This is a genomic window from Actinophytocola sediminis (assembly GCF_054779715.1).
Genome location: NZ_BAAGXS010000028.1, coordinates 99,346 through 123,253 on the forward strand (window position 1 = coordinate 99,346; position 23,908 = coordinate 123,253).

20 protein-coding genes are annotated in these 23,908 nt (G+C 70.8%); 14 read left to right on the forward strand and 6 right to left on the reverse strand.

All coding sequences use genetic code 11. The features are described 5' to 3' along the window. Positions 1-15 precede the first annotated feature (15 nt). The gene (locus tag ACYVIP_RS18195; RefSeq protein ID WP_460397722.1) at positions 16-1,254 is read right to left on the reverse strand and encodes a PQQ-dependent sugar dehydrogenase; all 1,239 of its coding nucleotides are present in this window, start codon (positions 1,252-1,254) and stop codon (positions 16-18) included. Between the two features lie 60 nt (positions 1,255-1,314). Between ACYVIP_RS18195 and ACYVIP_RS18200 the strand changes: the two genes are divergently transcribed. Continuing rightward, complete coding sequence (locus ACYVIP_RS18200) at positions 1,315-2,826, forward strand: hypothetical protein (RefSeq protein WP_460397724.1); 1,512 nt, start codon at positions 1,315-1,317, stop codon at positions 2,824-2,826. A gap of 9 nt (positions 2,827-2,835) precedes the next feature. Here ACYVIP_RS18200 and ACYVIP_RS18205 read toward each other — a convergent pair whose 3' ends face one another. Then, positions 2,836-3,024, reverse strand: coding sequence for a hypothetical protein (locus ACYVIP_RS18205; RefSeq protein ID WP_460397726.1), 189 nt, complete (start codon positions 3,022-3,024; stop codon positions 2,836-2,838). Positions 3,025-3,097: 73 nt separating this feature from the next. Here ACYVIP_RS18205 and ACYVIP_RS18210 point away from each other — a divergent pair, with 73 nt between their 5' ends. The 5 genes from ACYVIP_RS18210 (at position 3,098) to ACYVIP_RS18230 (ending at position 9,839) form a co-directional block, all read left to right on the forward strand. Beyond that, on the forward strand, positions 3,098-4,012 hold the full coding sequence (locus ACYVIP_RS18210; RefSeq protein ID WP_460397728.1) for a LysR family transcriptional regulator: 915 nt from the start codon (positions 3,098-3,100) through the stop codon (positions 4,010-4,012). A gap of 46 nt (positions 4,013-4,058) precedes the next feature. Continuing rightward, the gene (locus tag ACYVIP_RS18215; protein ID WP_460397730.1) at positions 4,059-4,820 is read left to right on the forward strand and encodes an enoyl-CoA hydratase/isomerase family protein; all 762 of its coding nucleotides are present in this window, start codon (positions 4,059-4,061) and stop codon (positions 4,818-4,820) included. Positions 4,821-5,025: 205 nt separating this feature from the next. After that, entirely contained in the window at positions 5,026-8,583 is a 3,558-nt protein-coding gene (gene mfd / locus ACYVIP_RS18220; RefSeq protein WP_460398207.1) for a transcription-repair coupling factor, read from the forward strand. 5 nt (positions 8,584-8,588) lie between these two features. Then, positions 8,589-9,146 (forward strand): dihydrofolate reductase family protein, encoded by a 558-nt coding sequence (locus tag ACYVIP_RS18225; RefSeq protein ID WP_460397732.1) that lies wholly within the window; start codon positions 8,589-8,591, stop codon positions 9,144-9,146. A gap of 102 nt (positions 9,147-9,248) precedes the next feature. Next, positions 9,249-9,839: a type IV toxin-antitoxin system AbiEi family antitoxin domain-containing protein gene (locus tag ACYVIP_RS18230; RefSeq protein ID WP_460397734.1), complete on the forward strand. Its 591-nt coding sequence runs from the start codon at positions 9,249-9,251 to the stop codon at positions 9,837-9,839. 196 nt (positions 9,840-10,035) lie between these two features. Here the strand turns inward: ACYVIP_RS18230 and ACYVIP_RS18235 are convergent, their stop codons facing one another. Both ACYVIP_RS18235 and ACYVIP_RS18240 read right to left on the reverse strand, forming a co-directional pair. Beyond that, positions 10,036-10,548 (reverse strand): AAA family ATPase, encoded by a 513-nt coding sequence (locus ACYVIP_RS18235; protein ID WP_460397736.1) that lies wholly within the window; start codon positions 10,546-10,548, stop codon positions 10,036-10,038. Between the two features lie 367 nt (positions 10,549-10,915). Beyond that, complete coding sequence (locus ACYVIP_RS18240; RefSeq protein ID WP_460397738.1) at positions 10,916-12,394, reverse strand: alpha/beta hydrolase; 1,479 nt, start codon at positions 12,392-12,394, stop codon at positions 10,916-10,918. Positions 12,395-12,558: 164 nt separating this feature from the next. On the opposite strand from ACYVIP_RS18240, the gene ACYVIP_RS18245 reads away from it, so the two are divergent. Then, the gene (locus ACYVIP_RS18245) at positions 12,559-13,371 is read left to right on the forward strand and encodes a phosphotransferase (RefSeq protein WP_460397740.1); all 813 of its coding nucleotides are present in this window, start codon (positions 12,559-12,561) and stop codon (positions 13,369-13,371) included. A gap of 106 nt (positions 13,372-13,477) precedes the next feature. Here ACYVIP_RS18245 and ACYVIP_RS18250 read toward each other — a convergent pair whose 3' ends face one another. Continuing rightward, positions 13,478-14,029, reverse strand: coding sequence for a class IV adenylate cyclase (locus ACYVIP_RS18250; RefSeq protein WP_460397742.1), 552 nt, complete (start codon positions 14,027-14,029; stop codon positions 13,478-13,480). A gap of 151 nt (positions 14,030-14,180) precedes the next feature. Between ACYVIP_RS18250 and ACYVIP_RS18255 the strand changes: the two genes are divergently transcribed. From ACYVIP_RS18255 to ACYVIP_RS18285, 7 genes are all read left to right on the forward strand, one after another. Beyond that, on the forward strand, positions 14,181-15,401 hold the full coding sequence (locus ACYVIP_RS18255; protein WP_460397744.1) for a helix-turn-helix domain-containing protein: 1,221 nt from the start codon (positions 14,181-14,183) through the stop codon (positions 15,399-15,401). A 575-nt stretch (positions 15,402-15,976) separates the two neighbouring features. Further along, positions 15,977-16,405, forward strand: a complete 429-nt coding sequence (locus ACYVIP_RS18260) for a hypothetical protein (RefSeq protein ID WP_460397746.1) — start codon at positions 15,977-15,979, stop codon at positions 16,403-16,405. Then, a complete protein-coding gene (locus tag ACYVIP_RS18265) occupies positions 16,402-16,692 on the forward strand; it encodes a hypothetical protein (RefSeq protein ID WP_460397748.1) in 291 nt (96 codons plus the stop codon). The genes ACYVIP_RS18260 and ACYVIP_RS18265 overlap by 4 nt, the downstream gene beginning before the upstream one ends. Positions 16,693-16,883: 191 nt before the next feature. Then, the gene (locus ACYVIP_RS18270; protein WP_460397750.1) at positions 16,884-17,855 is read left to right on the forward strand and encodes a SurA N-terminal domain-containing protein; all 972 of its coding nucleotides are present in this window, start codon (positions 16,884-16,886) and stop codon (positions 17,853-17,855) included. Next, entirely contained in the window at positions 17,852-18,811 is a 960-nt protein-coding gene (locus tag ACYVIP_RS18275) for a nucleoside triphosphate pyrophosphohydrolase (protein WP_460397752.1), read from the forward strand. Before ACYVIP_RS18270 ends, ACYVIP_RS18275 begins: the two co-directional genes overlap by 4 nt. 9 nt (positions 18,812-18,820) lie before the next feature. Further along, on the forward strand, positions 18,821-22,045 hold the full coding sequence (locus ACYVIP_RS18280; protein WP_460397754.1) for a S41 family peptidase: 3,225 nt from the start codon (positions 18,821-18,823) through the stop codon (positions 22,043-22,045). Positions 22,046-22,258: 213 nt separating this feature from the next. Further along, complete coding sequence (locus ACYVIP_RS18285) at positions 22,259-23,116, forward strand: lysozyme family protein (protein WP_460397756.1); 858 nt, start codon at positions 22,259-22,261, stop codon at positions 23,114-23,116. 293 nt (positions 23,117-23,409) lie between these two features. Here the strand turns inward: ACYVIP_RS18285 and ACYVIP_RS18290 are convergent, their stop codons facing one another. Next, positions 23,410-23,796, reverse strand: coding sequence for a tetratricopeptide repeat protein (locus ACYVIP_RS18290; protein ID WP_460397758.1), 387 nt, complete (start codon positions 23,794-23,796; stop codon positions 23,410-23,412). Positions 23,797-23,908 lie beyond the last annotated feature (112 nt).

A 23,908-nucleotide genomic window follows, 5' to 3' on the forward strand; every position in this document is an offset into this window, starting at 1 on the left:
CTCGCTGCCAGCTGGTCAGGCCGGGCTGACGCGGAGGAGTTTGTCGTCATCGCCGTTGGTGGTGGTGAGGTAGAGGGCGCCGTCGGGGCCGAGGCGGGCGGCGCGCAGGCGGCCGAACTGGTCCTGGATCTCCGGCGGGATGGCGACCGAGGTGACGTCGCCCTGGTCGTCGAGGGTCAGCAGGAGCACCTTGGCGCCCTTGAGCGCGGTCACCACCAGGGCGCCGTCGAGGCCGCCCCACTGCTCACCCTCCAGGAACGTCGCGGCGCAGACCGCCTGGGTCGTCTCCCCGGACTGCCACTTGGCCGGGACGGCGTCGGGGAACCGGTCGAGGTCGGTCATCGGCACGCTCTCGTCGTACTCGTCGACCGTGCCGCCCTGGGACGGGTCCCAGCCGTAGTTCTTGCCGGCCTGGATCAGGTTGACCTCGTCGTTCTTGTCCGGGCCGTGCTCGGCGGTGAGGATCTGGCCGTTGCCGGGGCGGGTCGCCACGCCCTGGATGTTGCGGTGGCCGTAGGACAGCAGGTACCGCTCGCGCTCGTTGGCCGAGTCGATGAACGGGTTGTCCGGCATCGGCTCGCCGGTCTCCAGGTTCAGCCGGAGCACCTTGCCGCCGAGGCTGGTGCGGTCCTGCGGGTGGTCGGGGTTGGCGATGTCGCCGGTACCGACCAGCAGGCTGCCGTCCGCGCCCATGGTGGGGCGGCAGCCGGAGTGCCGGCCGCTGCCCAGCGGCAGCCCGGTCAGCAGCTCGCGTTCCCTGGTCGCGATCTGGCCGTCCTCGGCCAGCCGCCAGGTCACCAGGCGCACGTCCAGCGCCTGGCCGTTCTCCGTGTGTGTCTGGCAGGTGGTGAACCGGCGCGTCTGCGCGAAGTCGGGGTGCACGACCATGCCCATCAGGCCGCCCTCACCGGCGACGAGCACGGTGGACAGGTCGGCCTTCACCTCGGTCACCGTGGCGCCCGGCGCGGTCCCGGACACCAGTGCGATCCGCGCCGGCCGCTGGGTGACCAGCACCTTGCCGTCGGGCAGGAAGCCGATGTCCCAGCCGTGTGACAGCCCGCCGGCGACCTCCTCGACCCGAAGCGCGGGGACCTCGGTGTTGCTGCTCGGGGTGGTCGGCTCGGCCTGGCGCTGCGCCGGTTCCTCGGTCTGCGCCGGCACCTCGCCGACCGACGAGTCGGAGCAGGCGCTGAGTGCGGCGGTGACGGTGACGGTGGCCAGTGCGACGACGAGAGAACTCGCCCGGAGTGCCATGGGTCCAGAATGCCCGGTCGCGCGTCGCATGCGTGTGAGACCCGGCGGAGGGGAAGAACAATGAGTGACAACTGGTACACCGACTACTCGCAGAACAAGCGCTTGCGCGGGCTCGAGGACGACCTGTCGCACGTCTCGGCGTCACTGGCCTCCGCGCGCTCGTCGCAGCAGCGGTTACGGGCCGAGCTGTCCAAGGTGCAGGGCACGTTCGAGCAGCGCCTCGACCGGCTCTCCGCCGCGTTCGACGCCTTCGTCGAGATCAGCGACCTGCGGGTGACGCTCGGGCTGTTCGACGAACCCGGCCGGATCAGGCTCCAGGCGCGCCGGTTGCTGGGCGGCGAGCCGACCACCGGGCTCGCGGCCGATGTGGACGGCTACTGGCTCGCGCCCGCCTTCGTCGCGCTGAGCGTGGTCGCCGACGGGGTGGCCGACACCGAGTCGCTCGCGGCCGCCAGGGATCGGGATCCGCTGCGCGCCGCGGTGTTCCACGTGCTGGGCACCGGGCTGCTCGGCGGGCGGAACACGGTCACGGCCGGGATGCTCGCCGACGCCCTGCCGGTGCCCGGCGCGACCACGGCCGGCTACCAGCGGGCGGTGTGGACGCTGGCCGCGGACGGCTTCTTCGGTGAGGCCGGGTGGGAGCTGGTGCGCCGGCGCGGGGTCGAGTACGTGAGCGGGCTCACCGACGACGGCGCGGCCGTGGAGCGGGTCCGCAAGATCGGCACGGCCTCGGCCACCGTGTTCGCCCTGCCCCGCAACCTCGAGGGCGTCGGTGACCTGTCGGCCGCGCTCGACGCCGCCGAGCGGCTCGCCACGCTGCGCGCCTGGGTCGAGGAGGTGCGCGCCGGGTGGACGAACGAGCCGGCGCCCGACGTCGACCCGATCGTGCGCCGGACGGCCGAGCAACTGGTCGACGAGGGCAGCCAGGAGGAGCTGCCGCTGCTGGCCAGGGAGCGGGAGCTGCGGGCGGTGATCGAGTCGACCGGCGGTGAGGTGCCAGCGTGGGACGCGCAGGCCGGCGACACGCTGGAGCTGATCCACGCCGACCTCGCCGACGACGAGCACCCCGGCCGGCGGGCGGTCGCGGTCCGGATCTGTGGGGCGCACGTGCTGGCCGCCGCGGAGCGGCTCGCGCGGACCGCGCGGCACCCGTTCCCGGACAAGATCACGGCCCGCACCCGGCAGGGGACGGTGACGCTCACCGCGCGCGGCGCCGAGTCGCTCGACGCCGCCCACCGGCGGATCGACGCCGCGGCCAAGGTGTCGCCGCAGGGCCGGGTCATCTCTCGGGCCGCCGCCGCGGTCGGCATCGTGTTCGTGCTGCTGTCCGTGCTGGCGGGGTGGGGCTGGGTGATCATCGCGCTGGCCGCGTTCGGCACGGCGGGGGTGACCTGGAGCCGGGACTCCCGGGCGCGGGCGGAGGCGGTGGCCAACGCCGGGCGGGCACGGACCGCGCTGGCCGAGGAGATCGACCAACGGGTGACCGCGCTCGCCGAGTGCCGGCTGGCGCTGGCCGAGCGGCAGTCGGCGATCGACGAGCACCTCGCCGCGCTGCGCACCGCGCTGGCCTGAGTCGGCCGCTCAGCCGGCGGGCCGGCCTCGGCTGACGACCATGACCTGGCCCGCCCGCACGACCCGCGCCTGCAACGAGCCGCAGCGACAGCGGGTCCACATGGTCAGGCCGGTCGTGGTGGCGTGCTGGGACACCACCGGCAGCGGCTGCGCGTTCGGCAGGCCGCAGTACGGGCAGTGGTCGAGGTAGTGGGCCATGAGACCAGCGTGGTGGCAGACAATGTGTACGTCCACGTTGACTTTCCGAACGGCACTGTTAAGTATCGACTACATGATTGACCTGCGACGACTGAAGGTCCTGCGTGCGGTCGCGCACTACGGCACGATCACCGCCGCCGCCAGGGCCATGCACTTCACCACGTCCGCGGCCTCCCAGCAGATCCGCCAGCTCGGTCGGGAGCTGGACGTCGCGCTCCTGGAGCCGCACGGCCGGCGGGTGCGGCTCACCCCGGCCGCGCGCAGCCTGCTCGCGCACGCCGACGCGATCGAGGCCCGCTGGGAGCAGGCGGAGATCGACCTGCGCGCCGCCGGCGACGAGCCGGCCGGCATGGTGCGGTTGTGCGGCATCCCCACCGCGGTGGCCATGCTGCTCGCGCCGATCGTCGCACCGGTGCGGGCGCGTTACCCGAGGCTGCGGGTGCACATCCAGGAGGTCGAGCAGGAGGTCGGCTTCGACCTGCTCTTCGGCGGCGAGGTGGACCTGGCGATCGTCGAGGCCACCGCGTCCAACCCGCCGGCAGGCGACCGCCGGTTCGACCAGCGCCCGCTGCTCGACGACCCGTTCGACCTGGTGGTGCCCGCCGACCACCGGTTGGCCGGGCGCTCGACGGTGTCGCTGGTGGAGGCCGAGCGGGAGGACTGGGTGCTGCAGTCGGTGTCCTGCACCTGCCGCCAGCACACGCTGGCCGCCTGCGGCGCGGCCGGCTTCACCCCGAACGTGGCGCACAACGCGTTGGAATGGAACGCGGTCGCGCACCTGGTGGCCAACGGGCTCGGCGTGACGTTGGTCCCCAGACTGGCCTACCTGCCACCCCACCTGCCGCTGGTGCGACTGCCGGTGACCAACCCCGCCGGCCCGACCCGCAAGCTGCTGACCTGCACCCGCGCCGGCGGACGCGAGCACCCGGCGGTCGCCGCGGTGCTGGCCGAGCTGACCGCGCACGTCACCCCGGCCGTGGCGGCTTGAGCCGCGCCATAGGGGCGGATTGCCCGTTGTTGGTTACCGTGACCAGGTGAGCCTGACCTTGGAGTTCGACGGCGCGGTCGCCACCCTGACCATCGACCGGCCGGACAAACGCAACGCGATGAACTTCGAGATGTGGTCCGCGCTGCCGGGCCTGCTGGAGAAGGTCGAGGCGGACGCGTCGGTGCGGGTGCTGGTCATCCGCGGCACCGACCACTTCTCCGCCGGCGCGGACATCAGCGAGTTCACCACGCTGCGCCGCGAACCGGAGGACGCCCGGCGCTACAGCGCGGTCGTACACGCCGGCGAGCGCTCGATCGCCGACCTGTCCAAGCCGGTGATCGCCGCGGTCACCGGGGTCTGCGTCGGCGGCGGCTGCGAGATCGCGCTCGCCTGCGACCTGCGGATCGCCGCCGACGACGCGCGGTTCGGCATCACCCCGGCCAAGCTCGGCATCGTCTACAACCTCACCTCGACCAAGCGGCTGGTCGACGCCGTCGGCCCGGCCTGGGCGAGCCAGCTGCTGCTGTCGGCCGAACTGGTCGACGCGGCCACGGCACTGCGGATCGGGCTGGTCAACGAGCTGCACCCGAGCGAGGAGGTGGTCACCCGCGCGACCGCGCTGGCCACCACCATCGCCAACCGGGCCCAGGTGTCGGTGCGCGGCTCGAAGGCCATCATCGCGCGGATCACCGACGGCCACCACGAGGAGGACGACGCCGTCCTCGCCATGTACGAGGCCTCGGTGACCAGCGACGACTACGCCGAAGGCGTGCGCGCGTTCCTCGACAAGCGCTCCCCACAGTTCTAAAGCCCTGAATGACCCATTCGGGACGTTGAACGTCGCCAATGCCTCATTCAGGGCATCGCAACTGGCGACGCGCCGCAGTGAGGGGTCGCTGTAGTTCGGGGAATCCCATTCGCCGGCATGCGTAGGCTGGGAGGCGAGAACCCAGTCCGGCGGACTCGTCCCGGGCAGGGGTCTGTCCGTCGTGTTCGTTGAGGGGTTCATCGCCGTGTCGAAGGCCTACCCGCTTTCCGGTCTGCTCGAAGCCGTCCTACCCGATCCCGCGCTGACCACCGTCCGTGACGCCGCCGGCAGACCCGACCTCGAACTCGAGGGTCCGACCGCCGCCCGCCCGCTGGTCGCCGCCACCCTCGCCGGCCGGGCACCCGTGCTGGCGATCACCGCCACCGGCCACGAGGCCGACGACCTGACCGCCGCGCTCGCCGACCTGCTCGGCGACCACGAGGTGGCGAACTTCCCGTCCTGGGAGACGCTGCCCCACGAGCGGCTCTCGCCCCGCGCGGACACCGTCGCCCGCCGGCTCGAGATCCTGCGCAGGCTGGCCACCGACGACGCGCCCAAGGTCGTGGTGGCGACCGTGCGCAGCCTTATCCAGCCGATGGCCCCCGGCCTCGGCGAGCTGGCGCCGGTGCACCTCGAGGTCGGCGTGGAGAGCGACTTCGACGGGGTGATCGAGCGCCTCGTGCAGCTCGCCTACACCCGCGTCGACATGGTCGAGAAGCGCGGCGAGTTCGCCGTGCGCGGCGGCATCCTGGACATCTTCGTGCCGACCGGCGAGCACCCGTTCCGGGTCGAGTTCTGGGGCGACGAGGTCAGCGAGATCCGCGCGTTCGCGGTCGCCGACCAGCGGTCGCTGCCGGTCGAGGTCGGCGCGGTCACCGCGCCGCCGTGCCGGGAGCTGCTGCTCACCGACGAGGTCCGGACCCGGGCGCTGGACCTGGTCGCCGACCACGCGGCCGACGCGCACCTGGCCGAGATGCTCACCAAGCTCGCCGACGGCATCCCGACCGAGGGCATGGAGGCGCTCATCCCGGTGCTGTGCGACGGCGAGCTTGACCTGCTCACCGACGTCCTGCCCGCCGGCGCGCACGTGCTGGTGGTCGACCCGGAGAAGGTCCGCACCCGCGCCCACGACCTGGTCCGCACCGGTCAGGAGTTCCTCGAGGCGGCGTGGATGGCCGCCGCCGGCGGCGGCAAGAGCCCGCTCGACCTCGGCGCCAGCGCCTACCGCGAGCTGGGCGAGATCGCCGCGCACGCCCGCTCGACCGGCCACCCGTGGTGGACGCTGAGCCAGCTCACCACCCCGGACGAGTCGGTCGTCCAGCTCGACATCAAGCCGATCGACGGCTACCGGGGCGAGGTCGACCGGGCCTTCGCCGACCTGCGCGCACACACCGCGGCCGGTGGCGCGGCCGTGCTCGTGGTGCCCGGCGCGGGCACCGCCCGGCGCGCGGTCGAGCAGCTCGCCGACGCCGAGGTCCCGGCGGTCGTCGCCGAGGACGGGCTGACCGAGCCACCGCCGCCGGGCGTGGTCACCGTGGTCCGGGGCCGGTTGGAGGAGGGCTTCATGGCGCCCGCGCGGGCGCTGGTCGTGCTCACCGAGACCGACCTGACCGGTGGCCGGCACGGCACCTCCACCCGTGACCTGTCGACCAAGATGCCCTCCCGGCGGCGCAACGCGGTCGACCCGCTCGCGCTGCGCGGCGGCGACTTCGTGGTGCACGAGCAGCACGGCATCGGTCGCTACGTGGAGATGGTGCAGCGCACGGTCGCCAACGCGACCCGCGAGTACCTCGTGCTGGAGTACGCCTCGTCCAAGCGGGGCCAGCCGGGCGACCGGCTGTTCGTGCCGACCGACCAGCTCGACCAGGTCTCCCGCTACGTCGGCGGCGAGCTGCCGACACTGAACAAGCTCGGCGGTTCGGACTGGAAGAACACCAAGTCCAAGGCCAAGCGCGCGGTCAAGCAGATCGCCGCCGAGCTGGTGCAGCTCTACGCCGCCCGCCAGTCCGCGCCGGGACACGCCTTCGGCGCGGACACCCCGTGGCAGCGGGAGCTGGAGGACGCGTTCCCGTTCACCGAGACCCCCGACCAGCTGGCCGCGATCGACGAGGTCAAGGTCGACATGCAGCGCGGCGTGCCGATGGACCGCGTGATCTGCGGTGACGTCGGTTATGGAAAGACCGAGATCGCGGTCCGCGCGGCGTTCAAGGCGGTGCAGGACGGCAAGCAGGTCGCGGTCCTGGTGCCCACGACGCTGCTCGCCCAGCAGCACCTGAACACGTTCACCGACCGCCTGCAGTCCTTCCCGGTCACCGTGCGCGGGTTGTCGAGGTTCACCCACGGCCCGGACGCCGAGGCGGTGATCGAGGGCCTGGCCGCCGGCGAGGTGGACGTGGTGATCGGCACGCACCGGTTGCTGCAGACCGGTATCCGGTACAAGGACCTCGGGCTGGTGATCGTCGACGAGGAACAGCGCTTCGGCGTGGAGCACAAGGAGCACATCAAGGCGCTGCGCACGCACGTGGACGTGTTGACCATGTCCGCGACGCCGATCCCGCGCACGCTGGAGATGTCGCTGGCCGGCATCCGGGAGATGTCCACGATCCTGACCCCGCCGGAGGACCGGCACCCGATCCTCACCTATGTCGGCGCCTACGACGACAAACAGGTCGGCGCCGCCATCCGGCGCGAGCTGTTGCGTGACGGTCAGGTGTTCTACGTACACAACCGGGTGTCCTCGATCGAGAAGGCGGCCCGGCGGCTGCGGGAGCTGGTGCCCGAGGCACGGATCGTCACCGCACACGGCCAGATGAACGAGGACCGGCTGGAGAAGCTCATCGAGGGCTTCTGGCACCGGGAGTTCGATGTGTTGGTGTGCACCACGATCATCGAGACCGGATTGGATATCGCCAACGCGAACACGCTGCTCGTCGAGCGCGGGGACCTGCTCGGTCTGGCCCAGCTGCACCAGCTGCGCGGCCGGGTGGGCCGTGGCCGGGAGCGCGGCTACGCGTACTTCCTGTACCCGCCGGAGGCACCGCTGACCGAGACCGCACACGATCGGCTGGCGACCATCGCGCAGAACACCGAGCTGGGCGCCGGCATGGCGGTCGCGATGAAGGACCTGGAGATCCGCGGCGCGGGCAACATCCTGGGCGCCGAGCAGTCAGGGCACATCGCCGGCGTCGGCTTCGATCTCTATGTTCGCCTGGTCGGCGAGGCCGTGGACGCGTTCCGCAAACACGCGGGCGCCGAGCCGGGCGAGGAGGAGGACGAGCCCGCCGAGGTGCGCGTGGATCTGCCGATCGATGCGCACATCCCGCACGACTACGTGCCGGGGGAGCGGCTGCGGCTGGAGGCGTACCGCAAGCTGGCGGCCGCGGTCGACCCCGAGGCGCTCACCGCGGTGTCCGAGGAACTGCAGGACCGGTACGGCACGCCGCCGCTGCCGGTGCAGCGGCTGTTCGCGGTGGCGGCGTTCCGCCAGACCTGCCGGCGACACGGCGTCACCGAGGTGTCCATGCAGGGCAGCACGGTTCGGTTCGCCCCGCTGCGCCTGCGCGACTCCCAGACCGTCCGGCTCAAGCGTCTGCACCCGAAGTCGACCTACAAGTCGGTGTCCAACCTGGTGTCGGTACCGAGGCCGACAGAGGGTGCCGCCGGTGGCCGGATGGGCGCGCCGCCGTTGCGGGACACCGCGCTGCTCGACTGGTGCGCGGCCCTGTTGGACTCACTGGAGATCGCCCCGGCGCCAGTAGGGTGAGCCGCATGGCGAAGCTCATCTACTCGATGATCACCTCCCTCGACGGCTACGCCGAGGCGGCGGAAGGCGGCCTCGGCACCGGCGCCGACGACCAGGAGGTGCACAGCTTCGTCAACGACCTGTTCCGCCCGGTCGGCACGTACCTTTACGGCCGCCGGATGTACGAGACGATGGTGTACTGGGAGACCGCACACGCCGAGCCAGACCAGCCGCCGCACATCCTGCAGTACGCCAGCGACTGGCAGGCCGCGGAGAAGGTCGTGTACTCCACGACCCTGGAGTCGGTGTCCAGCGCGAAGACCAGGATCGAGCGGACGTTCGATCCGGAGGCGGTGCGCAAGCTCAAGGCCGAGGCGGAGGCCGACCTCACCGTCGACGGCCCGAACCTCGCGGCCCAGGCGATCGCGGCCGGCCTGGTGGACGAGTACCACCTGTTCATCACCACGAGCGTGGTCGGCGGCGGCAAGCGCTTCTTCCCTGACGGCGTACGCCTGGACCTCGACCTGGTCGAGGAACGGGCCTTCGCCAGCGGCCTGATCTACGCCCGCTACCGAACCCGCTGAGCAGCCTTCGCTGCGTGAAACTACATGGGAGATGTAGTTTCACGCAGTGCGATCGCGTCAAACTACATCGCAGATTGAGTTTGGCGGGAGTAGTCTCTGTTCGTGGCTGTCAACCCGGCTGACCTCCGGCGAGCGCTCAACGCGGTCGCCATGCGCCAGGGCGGCTACTTCACCGCCCGCCAGGCGCGCGATGTCGGGTACTCTTACCAGGCGCAGAAGTACCACGTGGATCGTGGCAACTGGACGAGGATTGATCGCGGGCTGTTCCGGATACCGGACTGGCCCGTCGCGGACAGCGACAGATATGTGCTGTGGCGGCTCTGGAGCGGGGACCGCGCGATTGTCTCCCACGAGTCAGCGCTAACCGTGCACGACATCAGCGACGTCAACCCGACGAAGATCCATCTGACGGTCCCCGTCGATTTCCGAGCCGACGATCCGGCCGTGATCCTGCACAAGACCTCGCTACCACCACAGGACATCGAGGAACGCCCCGACTTCCGGGTCACCACGGTCGAGCGCACCCTGCTTGACGTCGCCGCCGGTGACTTCAGTCAGGAACAGTTGGACACCGCGGTCTCCGACGCGTTGGAACGCGGTCTGAGCGCGGCGCGCCGGCTACGTGCCCGATCCGACGAGCACGGTGAACGAGCAGCTCTGCGCATCGAACGCGCCCTGGGAGTGATCCAGTGAATCCTGGCGATCAGTCCGGCCAGCAGCGCTACCGCAGTCCCGCATCTCTGCTGGCCGCCCTCGACCCCGCCTGCGCGCCGAATCACCACGAGCGTGGTCGGCGGCGGCAAGCGCTTCTTCCCTGACGGCGTACGCCTGGACCTCGACCTGGTCGAGGAACGGGCCTTCGCCAGCGGCCTGATCTACGCCCGTTGGGTTAGCTGTCGGTGCATGAGGGCCAGCGGTCTGCTGCCCACTCTGGCCAGTCCGGCCACCCTGCTGGTGGGGCGGGGATCTCCCCGCCGTTGAGTTCGGCGGCGTCAGGAACCTGGAACTGCTCCCGCCACGCGTCCACGTCGGCCTCGCTCATCGGGAAGGTCTGGTGCGGTGTCGTTCGCTCGCGGTGTGCGATGCGGGCGAGTTGGACGTTCTTGTCCACGGGCAGGTAGACCACCTGACACGCTGCCCCGGCCGAGCGGGCCAGCCAGCGCAGTGCCGACCGTTCGTCGCGGCTCCAGAGCCCGAAGTCGAGCACGACGCTGATCCCCAGTCGCAGCGCCTGAAGAGCGACTGAGATGAGCCGGCCTTCGAGCACCCAGCGCTTGCCGTCGGCCATCGAATCCCCGAACAGCGGGATCATCCAGTGATCCGGGGTCAGCCGCAGCGCCTGGTGCGCTGCCGCGAACTCCTTGGCACGGGTGGTTTTGCCGGCCGCGGGGAGCCCGACCATCAGGATCAGGGTGGCGATCCGCGGGTCCTGCGGGACGACGGGTCCTGGAAATGGTTCTTCGCCCGGCGAACCGAAACGCTGCGACTGAGACATGAATCCCCTGATCAGGCAGGATGACCCGGCAGCACATGGCTGCCGGCAGGACACTGATCCGGCGGTACGTTCTGGCACTGCCCCGGTAGGGCAGGCGATGAGGTCGCGGCGACCTCGGTACCGCCGCTAAGCGACGGTCCGGGTATTCATGGCAGCGGAGCAACCCATGGCTTCACCATAGCCGAGGGCGCCGCCGGCCATCCGCCGTCGGTCAGGTCGGCTGAAGCCCGAGGGGTGGGGCGACCGTGCCGCCCCACCCCTCACAGCTCGTTTCTCACCCGGAAGTCCTGGCCGCCTCACAGGTCCGGTCCCGCTTGGGCATCGTGCCGTCGACCAGGTAGTTCGTGGTCACGTTCAACGCACAGGGGTTGTCGCCGAAGACGTAGGCCCCGTGCCCGCTCCCGTCGACGCTCACCAGCCGGGACCGTTCGCCGAACTTCTCGTCGAGCAGTTCGCCGCCGCGCAGCGGAGTGACCGGATCACGCTGGTTCTGCACGATCAGCACGTTGGTCGGCCCGTCATCGTCGACCGCCACCGGCGGCTCGGCCGGCGCCCACGGCCAGTAGGCGCACGGCGTGATGTTGGCCGTGGCCGCACCGAAGAGCGGGTACCGCTCGCGATCCTCGGCGACGGCCCGCTGGTAGCTCTTGACATCCTCCGGCCATTCGACATCGTTGCAGGTCACCGCGAGGAAGACCGACAAGCTGTTGTCACTCGGCGAGGGCGCCGCCGCGCTCGCCGGCTGATTGCCTGCGGGCGCCTCGGAATTAAGCAGCGACTGCCAGAGCTGCGCCGACGCGCCGTAGGACGCTTCCCGGTAGAGCGTCACGAAAGTGGAAAGCCGGAAGATGCTGCCGTCGACCCCGTCCACCGGGGTCTCGTCCAGCCGCTCGGCGAGGGTCAGGTAGGTCTCGCGCACCTCCTTCGACGTGTGGCCGAGGCCGTAGCTGTCATGCCGGGCGGCGGCCCAGTTCGCGAAGTCCGGGAACGTGTCCTCCATGCCAAGGGCGTACCGGCGCATCCCGTCCTGGTCCAGGTGGGTGTCGCCGATGTTGCTGTCGAGCACGATCCGGTCGGCGCGCTCGGGGAACATCGAGGCATACGCGGCCCCCAGTGCGGTGCCGTAGGACAACCCGAGGAAGCTGGCCTGCTCCTCGCCGAGCGCGGCCCGGATCCGGTCGAGGTCACGGGCCATGTTCGCGGTCGTCAGGTGGGGCAGGCGTCCCTCGGTGTCGTTGGCCGCGCACTGCTCGGCGACCCCTCTGACCAGCGTCGCCCGCTCGGCGACCGCCGCGTCGTCGGCCGCGTACGTCGGGATGTTGCTGTAGTACTCCTGATCAGCGGTGAACCCGCAGCTCACCGGTGCCGAGTGGCCGACGCCACGGGTGTCCATGCCGATCAGGTCGTAGCTGTCCAGGACGCTGTCCGGGATGCCGAGGGAGACCAGCTGTTTGGACAACGCCAGCCCTGACCCGCCCGGGCCGCCCGGGTTCAGCAACAGCACGCCGCGGCGCTGGTCCGGGTTCTTGCTGGCGAGGCGGGAGATCATGATCTCGATCCGCGGGCTGTCGGGATCGCCGTAGTCCAGCGGCACCGGCACGGTGGCGCACTGCAACTGCGGCGGGTCGGCCGGAACGTCCTCGGGGCACGCGCCCCACTGCATCTGCGTCGTGGGCGGGTCGCCCTGCGCGGCGGCCACGGTGGGTACTCCGGCCAACGCCCCGGTGAGGCCGAGGATGGCCACCAGGGTCACACCCCCAACACTTCGTTTTCGATCCATGTGTGCACGCTCCCCGACGTAATTTGGTCCTGCCGATCAGCACTCCACACTGTGCCGTCGCGGCACAGTCAAGGTGGACACGCACGCACTGGAAATCGATTGGCCGGTGGGCCGACCCCTGTCAGGATCATGATCTTGTGAGCAGTCGTCCCGTCATCTCCGAGGTTCCGGCCGGGCCGGTGCCCGTCCCCGACATCGTCGTGGCGCTCGCCGGTGATGCCGTCATCACCCCCGTGTGGCGCAACGAACTCGGCGGCCTGACCTTCCGCCTGGACGGGGGCGACGGCGCCAGATATGTCAAGTGGGTCGCTGCCGGGACCCCAGAGATCGACCTGCCCGGCGAAGCCGAGCGCCTCACCTGGGCACAGCGCTGGGCGCGCGTCCCATTGGTACTCGACCACGGCACCGATGCCGAGGGCGCGTGGCTGATCACCGCGGCCGTCCCCGGCCGGTCGGCGGTGGAGCCCCGATGGCAGGCCGAGCCCGCTGTCGCGGCGGCCGCGATCGGCCACGGACTGCGCCTGCTCCACGACACCCTGCCGACGGACCGGTGCCCGTTCGACTGGAGCGTCGAGCGGCGGCTCGTACGCGCCGACGAGCGCGTCACCGACGGCGAGGGACCGGCCGACTGGTCCCCCGAGCACCAGCATCTCGGGCTCACCGAGGCCAGGGCCCGGCTCGGTGAACCGCCCGCGATCGACCGTCTCGTGGTCTGCCACGGAGACGCCTGCACGCCGAACACCCTGCTGCACGACGACGGCACCTTCGCCGCGCACGTCGACCTGGGTTCGCTCGGGGTGGCCGACAGGTGGGCCGATCTGGCGGTCGCGACGTGGAGTCTCGGCTGGGACTACGGTCCCGGCTTCGACGGCATCCTGTACGACGCGTACGGGATCGACCCCGACCAGGAACGCATCGCCTACTACCGCCTGCTCTACGACCTGGCGTGATTCACTTGCCCGCCAGCCACTGACACCGATGATCTGTAGACCAACGACGACAAGCGGCCAGTCTCCTCACTTTGGCCGCCTGTAACGCCTTCGTCGTCGCTATTACCTATCGGTCCAACTCGGCTCTCCGTGCGGCTACCTGGTCGGTATAGGACTCCGTGGTCAACTCTCCCTCGGTCACGCCCAACTCGCCGCGTACGGCGCGTAGCGTGGTCAGGGCGTCGGGTAGGTCGTCCGCGTCGACCATCGTCTCGAGTTCCAGGAAAGTTCGGCCGGCGAGTTCCGGGATCTGCACGACGGTGGCCAGAATCTCGCGCCCATCAGAGATGAAGCGGTAGTTGTCGCAGTGCTTGCGGAACGAGATGAACTCGACCAGGCCGAGGCCCTGGAAAATCCTGTGTAGAACTGCTGGGTCGGCCAGTTCGGTTTCGTGTTCCGGCTTGGACCCGGAGCCGTCGACCGCTGGTTCTTTGTAGGTCAGGACAGCGTGCGTGGCGCCGCCAGTGGTGATAGTGCGAACGCGGAGTTCGTAACCGGCGGGATACATGCTCTGGTCCTGGCGGTCGTAGTAGACGTCGGCGTACACGCTCCGTTCCGGGTCGGAACGGCGGGCGAGTTCGGCGCACACCTGCTCGGGCCGGTCGAGGGCGGCGGTCAACTCGGCTTCAACGGCCACCAGACCGTCCTACCAGACCACGACATAAACCTGCTAAGCCGAGGTCAGCGGGCGTAGGCGGGTACCCTCGACGCCGTACCTCTTTGCCAGGGGCCGCGAAGAGGTCACTCGGCGACGATGGGTGGTGGCCGCTGTGGCCAACAATGACCAGAACACCGTGCCGTTTGGCGTCAGGCTCAAGCGGCTTCGCAATCGTGCGGGGATGTCCCGGCCAGTGCTTGGCGCACTGGTTGGTCGTTCGTCAGATTGGGTGAAAGCCCTGGAGAACGGGCGCCTGCAAACGCCGCGACTCCCACTGTTGTTGCGGATGGCCGAAGTCCTCGGTGTGGCGGACCTGGCGGAGTTGACCGGCGATCAGCGGCTGACCACCGCCTCCTACACCAAGTCGGCGCACGAACAACTGTCCGAGATCGCGGACGCACTCGTGACCTATCCGATGGTGACCGGCGATGGTCCGGTCGATGTCGCCGACCTCACCGGCAGGGTTCGGCAACTGTGGGAGTTGTGGCACGGAACGCGACGCCACCGGACCGCGATCGCCAGCCTGCTGCCCACAGTCCTGGCGGACGCCCGTCTCGCCATCCGCCGGACCGAGGGGCCTGAACGTCGCCAAGCCCTGGCTGCCGAAGCCCAGTCGTACCACCTCACGCAGCTGTACCTGTCCCAACAGCCTGCGGCAGAACAGGTGTGGTTGACCGGCGACCGAGCGATGACCGCGGCGCAGGACGCCGACGACCCACACGCCATGGCGGCCGCCGTGTGGTATCTCAACCACATTTTCCGCGACGCGGGGCAGGCCGCCGAGGCACGCGTGCGGCTCGCGCTCGACGCGATCAGCCTCCTCGACCTCGAACGCAGCGCGGAGGATCGTGCGCTGTGGGGTCTGCTGCATCTCGCCATCGCGTTGTCCCACGCCAAGATGGGTCGGGAAGGCGACGCGTGGCACTACTGGGACCACGCGGACTATGCCGCGACGATGCTCGGTGACAACTACGTGCATCCCTGGCTGATGTTCGGGCGGGGCATCGTCGACGGATACGCGATCGACATCCTCAACGACCTGATGAAATCCGGCGAGGCGACCTCGTGGGCTGACCGGCTCGACCTGAGCATCATCCCGTCGTCGACCCGCCGGTCGCGTCACCTGATCCAGATCGGGCGGGCGTTCTACCTGCAGCAGGAGCCGGTCGCGGCGGTGCATTTCCTGCACCGCGCCGAAAAGGAAGCACCGGAGACGATCAGATTCGACCCATGGACCCGTGACGCCCTGCTCAACCTGACAGAGCACGGTGGCACCACGGTGCGCGACGATGCCCGGGAAATGGCCAGCAGGCTCGGTATCCAACCTGTCTGACGGGGGACACTTCGTACCCCTCGACGATCGGGTGTTGTTGTACCCCAACGCGTTCGGTTTCGTGCCGATGCTCATGGCATGGATAACAAGCTCAGGCGGGCGATCGCGGCTTACGGCGACGTGTTTTCTTGGCGACATCTGCCACTGGCCGAATGCGCTGTGGTTGTTCTGCTCGCCGGGACAACGCGATGACCCTGGCTGATTACGTCGTCACGTCGGTTGTTGCCGGGTTTGTCGGGGCCGTGATCGGGCCGCCGGTGGGTTACTGGTCTGTGTTGTGGCAGGACAAGGTGAGTCGACATCGCGAACGGTGTGCCAGTTGCCAGCAGCGGGCCACCTGTCGGGCGGTGCGTCATGGGTAGCCCCGGGCCGAGTGTGGTGTGGCGGCAGTCGGCTTATGACGAGCGGCGGCATGCGTTCCACGAATTCGGGGAGGCGTTCTCGGAGGCGTTGTGTGAGCACTCGGCGCCGAACGCCCAACTGACCGACGGGGAACGCGCCGTGCTCTGCGTGATCTGTGTGCTGGTCCACGGCGCTGAGCTCACCGAACAACACGGAGATCGTGGGCAATGGAAATGACCTACACGGAATGCGGATCACCGCACCACCTCGATGCCCTGACCTCGCTACGCGAGTTGTTCGTCAACTACCCGATCCGTGCGGACATGTCGTCGATCCGCATCGTGGGTGACGGCCAGGTCCTGGTGGAGTTGCGCGCAGCGGAACCGGTCGTGCTCGCGGCGGGAATCGTTGTCTGGCAACGCACGCTGGCGAACGCCACCACCTGGACCTGGCGCACGGGCGACGAACTACACGTCGTGACCACCGGCCGCGCCCCCGAACGCGACGACCTGACGATCACCGTGCTCGCCGGGCCGGTTCCCCACGACTGCCGCCTCGACCACGTACTCGAACCCGGCTCGGCGGAGACACTCGACGCCGTCGCGCTCTACGACTGGCTCGCCAGCGAGATCACGAACACACCCACTGGAGCACAACTGTGACCGCGACCCCGTTCGCCCTGGTCAGTGCGGCCGACCACGACCAGGTCTTCGCTTACGGCCTCGACATCGACCTGCCTTCCGGCCGAGATGTCGTCACCTTCCGGCGCGGTCCCGACGGGCGGACCATGTTCGGCGTGCACAAGTCCGTGGAGACCGCGCGCCAACGGTTCAGCATCGTCACCCCGCTGGAACTCGTGTGGGAACCCAGCTGCCGATGCTGCCTGTGCGTCACCGGCGACGAGTCCTGCGACGAGGACGGTGCGTGTTCGTCGCGTCTCGGACGGTGAGCGTCCGAGATCGACCAGATCGGTGGGCCTGACCTGCACCGTTGTTGCCTGGCCTGGGTAAGGGTCCTGAATGCCCCATTCAGGACGTTGAGCGTCGTCAATGCCTCATTCAGGGCATCGCGGCACGGTGCGGCACTGGTACCGCTGGGTGCGCCGATGATGGTTGAGGCGCTGTGAGAGGCTAACCAGTCGTGAGGACTGCCACGCTGCGCACGCCCGGCCTGATCGTCGCCCTGGTCGCCATGGTCGCGACGCTGACCTCGTGCGGTTCCGGACCGGGTCAGGTCAACTCCGCTGTGATCATCGACGGCCGGTCGATCTCGGTCGACGAGGTGCAGGCGCTGGTCGACAAGGTCGTGCGTGAGCAGCCCGCCGCCAAGTCGCTGGCCAAGGAGCGCAAGCTGGACCTGGTCGCCCGCGAGGCGGTCAGCCAGCTCGTCGTGCACGAGCTGGTCGACGACGTCGCCGAGGAGGAGAATCTCTCCGCCGGGCCCGACCAGGTCGCCGCGTTCCTCGCCGGCAACCCGCTCGACCAGGAGCTCCCGACCGACGGCAGCGTCCCGCCGGAGGCTCTCGTCCAGCAGCTGGTGTTCCGTGCCCGCGATGCCAACGAGTACGCGACCGACCAGGTCCTGCTCGGCCAGCTCACCGAGAAGTACCTCGGCCGCACCTCGATCACCTACAACCTGGTCACGCTCACCGACGGCGACAAGGCCAAGGAACTCGCCGAGCGGATCGCCGCCGCGCCCGACCAGGCCGGCGAGCTGATGACCGAGGCCGGCGGCGACACCGCCGAACCCCGCCTCGACCAGCCGAGCGGCCCGACCGTGGACGCGGTCTACCTCAGCGCCCCGCTGGGCAGCGTCTTCGTCCTGCCCTCCGGCCAGGACGAGCAGCAGGGCGGGGGCGGCTTCCAGGTCGTGCAGCTGCTCGACCGCGAGGTCGCCGACCAGATCGACCCCAGCTTCGACCCGTCGTCGGTCCAGGCCGAGCAGCTGCCGGCGCTGGGCCTGTTCGCCCTGCGGGAGGCGGCGATGACCGCCGACCTGGAGATCAGCCCGCGCTACGGCGTCTGGAACGACGCCATGGTCAAGGTCGTGCCCAAGCTCGAGGCGGACGTGTCCGGTTCGGTCCTCCTGCCGGCCGACCACGCCAAGCCGTGACCTCCGGGACGGCCGTCGTACTGGTCGATCCCACCCGCCCGGACGTACTCCCGCTCGCCGCGTTACCGCTGGTCCGCGCCGGCGCCTCGGTGTATGCGAGCAAGGACCTCGGTGTCGAGCTGCCGGTCCCGCCGGCCGCGCTGGCCGAGGAGACCTCGGTTGTGTTGCTCGTCGGGGATCTCGACGATCCGGGCGCGGTCGCGCTGGTGGCCGGCGGTGCTTCGGTGATCCGCGTGCCTCGGCCGGCGGGCACCGCGCTGGTGGACGCGGTCGCGGTGATGGACCGGTTGCGCTCGCCCGGCGGCTGCCCGTGGGACGCCGAGCAGACCCACGACTCGCTGCGTCAGTACCTGGTCGAGGAATGTTTCGAACTCCTTGAGGCGATCGAGGACGGCGACCGGGTCGCGCTGCGTGAGGAACTCGGCGACGTGTTGCTGCAGGTGCTGTTCCACGCCAGGGTCGCCACCGAGCACGTTGACCAGCCGTTCGACATCGACGATGTGGCCACCGGGCTGGTGGCCAAGCTCGTCGGCCGTCACCCACACGTGTTCGCCGGCGGTGACCCCGCGGTGCACGACGCGACCTCCCAGGAACACCGCTGGGAGGAGCTCAAACAGCAGGAGAAACGCCGGGAATCCAGCGTCGACGGCGTGGCGACCGGCCAGCCGGCGCTGGCACTCGCGGCCAAGCTGGTCGCGCGCGCCACCCGCGCCGGCCTGCCCGCTGACCTGCTGCCCAGCGCGGCCGACCCCGGCTCGCGGTTGTTCGGCCTGGCGGCATCGGCCAAGCTCGCCGGCGCCGACCCGGAGAGCGAGCTGCGTGCCGTCGCCCGGCGCTTCACCGAGGACATCCGGGCAGCCGAACGGGCGGCCAAGAGGGCCGGCATCGAGCCGACGGCCATGGACCACGACGCGTGGCGCAGCTTCTGGCCGCGCGCTGTCGGTCAAGGTGGCTAACGTGGCCATGTGACCGACTACCTCCGCTTTCCCCACCTCCACGGTGAGCTGGTGACCTTCGTCGCCGAGGACGACGTGTGGCTCGCACCGCTCGACGGTGGCCGCGCCTGGCGGGTGACCGCCGGCCAGGCAGCCGTCAGCTCGCCCCGCATCTCCCCGGACGGGAGCACCCTGGCCTGGACCAGTTGGCGTGACGTCGAGCCGGAGGTGCACGTCGCGCCGACCGGTGGCGGCCAGAGCCGCCGGCTGACCCACTGGGGCGATGTCAACACCGAGGTCATCGGCTGGACCCCGGACGGCGAGGTGGTCGCCAGCAGCACCACCGGCCAGCACTCCATCCGACGCACCTGGGCGCACGCGATCGCCGTCGACGGCAGCGGCACCCGCCGCCTGCCCTACGGCCCGGTCGGCGGGCTGGCGTTCGGGTCGGGCGGCGCGGTCGTGCTGCTTGGCGCGATCTCCCGCGAGCCCGCGTGGTGGAAGCGCTATCGCGGCGGCACCGCCGGCAAACTGTGGCTGGACGCGGACGGCGACGGGGAGTTCGCCCGCTTCCTGCCCGACCTCGCCGGCAACATCGCCTCGCCGATGTGGGTCGGCGACCGGATCGCGTTCCTGTCCGACCACGACGGCGTCGCCGACCTGTACTCCTGCCTGCCGGACGGGTCGCAGCTGCGCCGCCACCCGGTCGACGAGCCGAGCGGCTTCTACGCCCGCAACGCCACCACCGACGGCGCCAGGGTGATCTTCCACCGTGCCGGCCGGCTCTGGCTGGTCGACGACCTGGCGGAGGGCACCGCGCCGCGCGAGCTGGACATCCGGCTCGGCGGCCCCCGGGACGCCCGCGCGCCCCACCCGGTGTATCCGGGGAGCTCGCTTGGCGACGTCGGCCCGGACCAGACCGGGCGCGGCAGCGCGGTCGAGGTCCGCGGCACCGTCCACTGGCTGACCCATCGCGACGGCCCGGCGCGCACCCTGTCCTCGGCCCCCGGCGTGCGCGCCCGGATGCCACGCACCCTGGGTGACGACGTCGTCTGGGTCACCGACGCCGAGGGGGAGGAGTCGCTGGAGATCGCGCCGGTCGACGGCGCCGCGGACGGCGCGCCGCCGCGGCGGATCGGCGTCGGGCAGCTGGGCCGGGTGGCCGCGTTGGCCGCCGCGCCGAACGGGCGGCGGATCGCGGTCGCCACCCACGACGGCCGGCTGCTGCTGGTCGACGCCGAGAGCGGCGACCTGCGCGAGGTCGCCAGCAGCGACGAGGGCGAGCTGGAGGACCTGGCGTTCTCGCCGGACTCCAGTTGGCTTGCCTGGTCCCACCCCGGGCCCCATCCGCTGCGCAACATCCGGATGGCCAGCGTCACCGATCTGTCCATTGTGGACATCACGCCGGTCAGGTTCGTCGACTCCGATCCGGTGTTCACCGTCGACGGCAAGCACCTCGCGTTCCTGTCCGCGCGCAGCTTCGATCCGGTCTACGACGTGCACGTGTTCGACATGGCCTTCCCCAACGGCTCGCGCCCGCACCTGGTGCCGCTGGCCGCGACCACGCCGTCGCCGTTCTCCCCGCAGTTGCGCGGCCGCCCGGTCACCGACGACGGCGACGACGACAAGGGCGGGGACAAGAAGGACGGCGCCAAGAACGACGGCGACGCCGCGCCGCGCACCGAGGTCGACCTCGACGGGATGGCCGACCGGGTGGTGCCGGTCCCGGTGCCGGCCGCGCGGTACTACTCGCTGCTGGCGGTCAAGGGCGGCCTGGTGTGGCTGCGCACACCGCTGGCCGGCGTGCTCGGCGACGACGACCTGGACGTGTCCGACGACGACGCGCGCCCGGTGCTGGAACGCTTCGACTTCACCAAGCGCAAGCTGGAACAGCTGGCCGACGGCGTCGACGAGATCTGGGCCACCGGCGACGGCGAGCGGCTCGTGGTGCGCGACGGGCGGACCCTGCGGGTGCAGCCGGCCGACCGCAAGTCCGACGGCGACGCCGACAGCGCCGACGACGTGCGGGTGGACCTCAGCCGGGTGCGCGTCCAGGTCGACCCCGGCGCGGAGTGGCGCCAGTCGTTCGACGAGGCGTGGCGGCTGATGCGCGACCATTTCTGGCGCGCGGACATGGGTGGCGTCGACTGGCCGGCGGTGCGCGACCGGTACCGCCCGCTGGTCGACACGATCGGGTCGCACGACGAGCTGGTCGACCTGCTGTGGGAGGTGCAGGGCGAGCTCGGCACCTCGCACGCCTACGTCACCCCACCTGGCCACGGGATCGAGTCCGCGCGCCGGGTCGGCCTGCTCGGCGCCGACCTGACCAGGGACGAGGACGGTCGCTGGCGCATCGCCAGGGTGCTGCCCGGCGAGACCTCCGACCCGAGGGCGCGCTCGCCGCTGCGCGCGCCCGGCGTCGCGGTCCGCGACGGCGACGCGATCCTGGCCGTCGACGGCCGGCCGGTCACCGCCGAGCACGGTCCGTCCGCGCTGCTCGCCGGCACCGCGGGCAAGCCGGTCGAGCTGACCATCGGCCCGGCCAACGGCGGCGCGCGGCGCAGCGTGGTGGTGGTGCCGCTGTTGGACGACATGACGTTGCGCTACCACGACTGGGTGATCGGCAGGCGCCGGCATGTGCACGAGGTGAGCGGCGGGCGCGTCGGCTACCTGCACGTGCCGGACATGGTCGCCAACGGGTGGGCGCAGTTGCACCGTGATCTGCGGGTCGAGGTCCGCCGGGAGGCGCTGGTGGTCGACGTCCGGGAGAACCGGGGCGGCCACCTGTCCCAGCTGGTGGTGGAGAAACTCGGCCGCAAGATCATCGGCTGGCAGGTCAGCCGGGACGGGCGGCGGCCGGAGAGCTACCCCGGCGACGCCCCGCGCGGTCCGGTGGTGGCGGTGGCCAACGAGTTCTCCGGCTCGGACGGCGACATCGTCAACGCGGCGATCAGGGCGCTGGGCATCGGCCCGGTGGTCGGCGTGCGCACCTGGGGCGGGGTGATCGGCATCGACATGCGCTACCACCTGGTCGACGGCACGCTGGTGACCCAGCCGAAGTACGCGACTTGGCTGCGCGGCCCCGGCTGGGGTGTGGAAAATCACGGCGTCGACCCGGACGTCGAGGTCCAGCTGACCCCGCAGGACCACGTCACCGGCCGGGACCCCCAACTGGACACGGCCATCCGGCTCGCCATGGAAGCGCTGGAACGTGAGCCGGCGGCGACCCCGCCACCGCTGCCGACCCTGGAGTGAGCCCGCGCTGACCGCACCGAACGGTCGGTGCGGTCACCGGAGAGCCCCGCCGGAACCGTCGGTGCGGTCGTTGACGCAGCCACGCCGCCGGCCCCGGAATCGTCGGTGCCGGCAGCTGGCGTGGAAACCGGGGGCCGGCGGCCAGACCCGGCCGCGCCGAACAGGTCGCCGGACGCCGTCACGGCGGCGCCGGGAGATCCGTAACCTGGGCGCGTGGCCGTATCCCCCACCCCACCGTCGACCACGCCCATCAACCCGCCGTCGCACCCGCCGCCGAACCGGCCGCGCCGCCGGCTGCGGGTGTTGGGCCCCCTACTGCTGACCGTCGCCGCCCTGACCGCGGCGACGGTCGCGGTGGTGGTCGGACTCGACGGCGGCCGGCAACAGCCACGCCGCGGCTTCGAGATACCCGCGCTCGCACCCCTGCCGGGCAGCGCCGTGCCCGACGTCGCGGCCGTCGCCCCCGGCCCCGCCGCGGCCACCGCCCCCCGGCCGACCGCCGCCGCGGTGCGCGACTGGGCCACCACGCTGTCGGCCAGGACGCAGATCCCGTTACCCGTGCTGGTCGCCTACGCCGAGGCGGAGCTGATCGTGCGGACCTCGACCCCGGAGTGCAACCTCAGCTGGGCCACCCTCGCCGGCGTCGGCCGGGTCGAGTCCCACCACGGCCACTACAACGGCTCCGACGTCGGCGGCGACGGCCAGCTCACGCCGCCGATCATCGGCATCCCGCTGGACGGCTCGCCCGGCGTGCGCGCGGTCGCGGACACCGACGGCGGCCGCCTCGACGGCGACCCGAGGTGGGACCGCGCGGTCGGCGCGATGCAGTTCCTCCCGGCGACCTGGTCGGAATGGGGCGCCAGGGCCAACGGCGACGGCCAGCCCCCCGACCCACAGAACGTCAACGACGCCGCGCTGTCGGCTGGCCGGTTCCTGTGTGCCCGCGGCGGCGACCTGGCCACGGCGGAGGGCTGGTGGGCCGGTGTGCTGGCCTACAACCGCTCCGTCGACTACGGCCAGAACGTCTTCAGCGGCGCCGACGCCTACGCCAAGGCCGCCGCGAAGCGCTGACAGCGTCGTTCAGTACGCGCTCTTCTCCGATGAGGTCGTCCAGAGCGCGGAGATGGGCAGACAGGTCAGGCCGTCTCCGAAGCTCAGCGACTCGCTGCCGCAGTAGAGGACGATTCCGGCCTGGAACGCGGACCCGAGCCGACGCTGCAGGAGCCGTAGACCGCGAAAGCAGTGGAGTTTCGATCTGCCGAACATCAGGGTTTCGATCTGCCGATATGGTGAGCTTCGATCTGCCGAACGTGGCGACCTGGGTGATGCGTGTTCACGTCACGGTGGCGGTTGAACCAGCACGGTCAGCGGTCGCGTTCGACGGCGATGCGGGCGCTGATCTCGCCGAGTGCCTCCTGGTACTCGGGCACCGGGTTCATCGCGACGGCCAGCCGCAGTTGGGTCTGCGCCTCGGTGATCCGGCCCTGCCGCTGCAGCGCCTTGCCAAGCGCGAACCGCGCGTAGTGATCAGTCGGGTCGAGCTCGAGCACCCGCAGGAACGCCTGCTCGGCCCGGCGCAGCTGCGCGGACCCGAGGTAGGCCCGGCCAGCCAGCAGCTGAACCGACGACTTGTCCGGCTCGGCGTCGAGCACCGGGGCCAACGCCATCAGGGCATCAAGGGGCCGGCGTTGGGCCACCAGCGCTTCCGCGCGGCGGAACGCCTCGAACGTGTCCTGCCGTTCCTCAGCCATGGTCATCCCCAACGCTACCCAAAGTCCGCTGTTGGGTGAACCTCGTTCGCGCGTGCCGCCACCGGGTGATACAGGCCCACCGCTACGCTGTTCTGTGCACAGATGCGCAACG

What these genes read in the sequence shown, in the direction of transcription:
- ACYVIP_RS18235 (WP_460397736.1), bottom strand. Translation starts at nt 10,548, where the DNA reads ATGGTCGGGCTCCCCGCGGCCGGCAAAACCACCCGTGCCAAGGAGTTC.
- ACYVIP_RS18260 (WP_460397746.1), top strand. Translation starts at nt 15,977, where the DNA reads ATGACCTACACGGAATGCGGATCACCGCACCACCTCGATGCCCTGACC.
- ACYVIP_RS18200 (WP_460397724.1), top strand. Translation starts at nt 1,315, where the DNA reads ATGAGTGACAACTGGTACACCGACTACTCGCAGAACAAGCGCTTGCGC.
- ACYVIP_RS18290 (WP_460397758.1), bottom strand. Translation starts at nt 23,796, where the DNA reads ATGGCTGAGGAACGGCAGGACACGTTCGAGGCGTTCCGCCGCGCGGAA.
- ACYVIP_RS18225 (WP_460397732.1), top strand. Translation starts at nt 8,589, where the DNA reads ATGGCGAAGCTCATCTACTCGATGATCACCTCCCTCGACGGCTACGCC.
- ACYVIP_RS18195 (WP_460397722.1), bottom strand. Translation starts at nt 1,254, where the DNA reads ATGGCACTCCGGGCGAGTTCTCTCGTCGTCGCACTGGCCACCGTCACC.
- ACYVIP_RS18205 (WP_460397726.1), bottom strand. Translation starts at nt 3,024, where the DNA reads ATGGCCCACTACCTCGACCACTGCCCGTACTGCGGCCTGCCGAACGCG.
- ACYVIP_RS18210 (WP_460397728.1), top strand. Translation starts at nt 3,098, where the DNA reads ATGATTGACCTGCGACGACTGAAGGTCCTGCGTGCGGTCGCGCACTAC.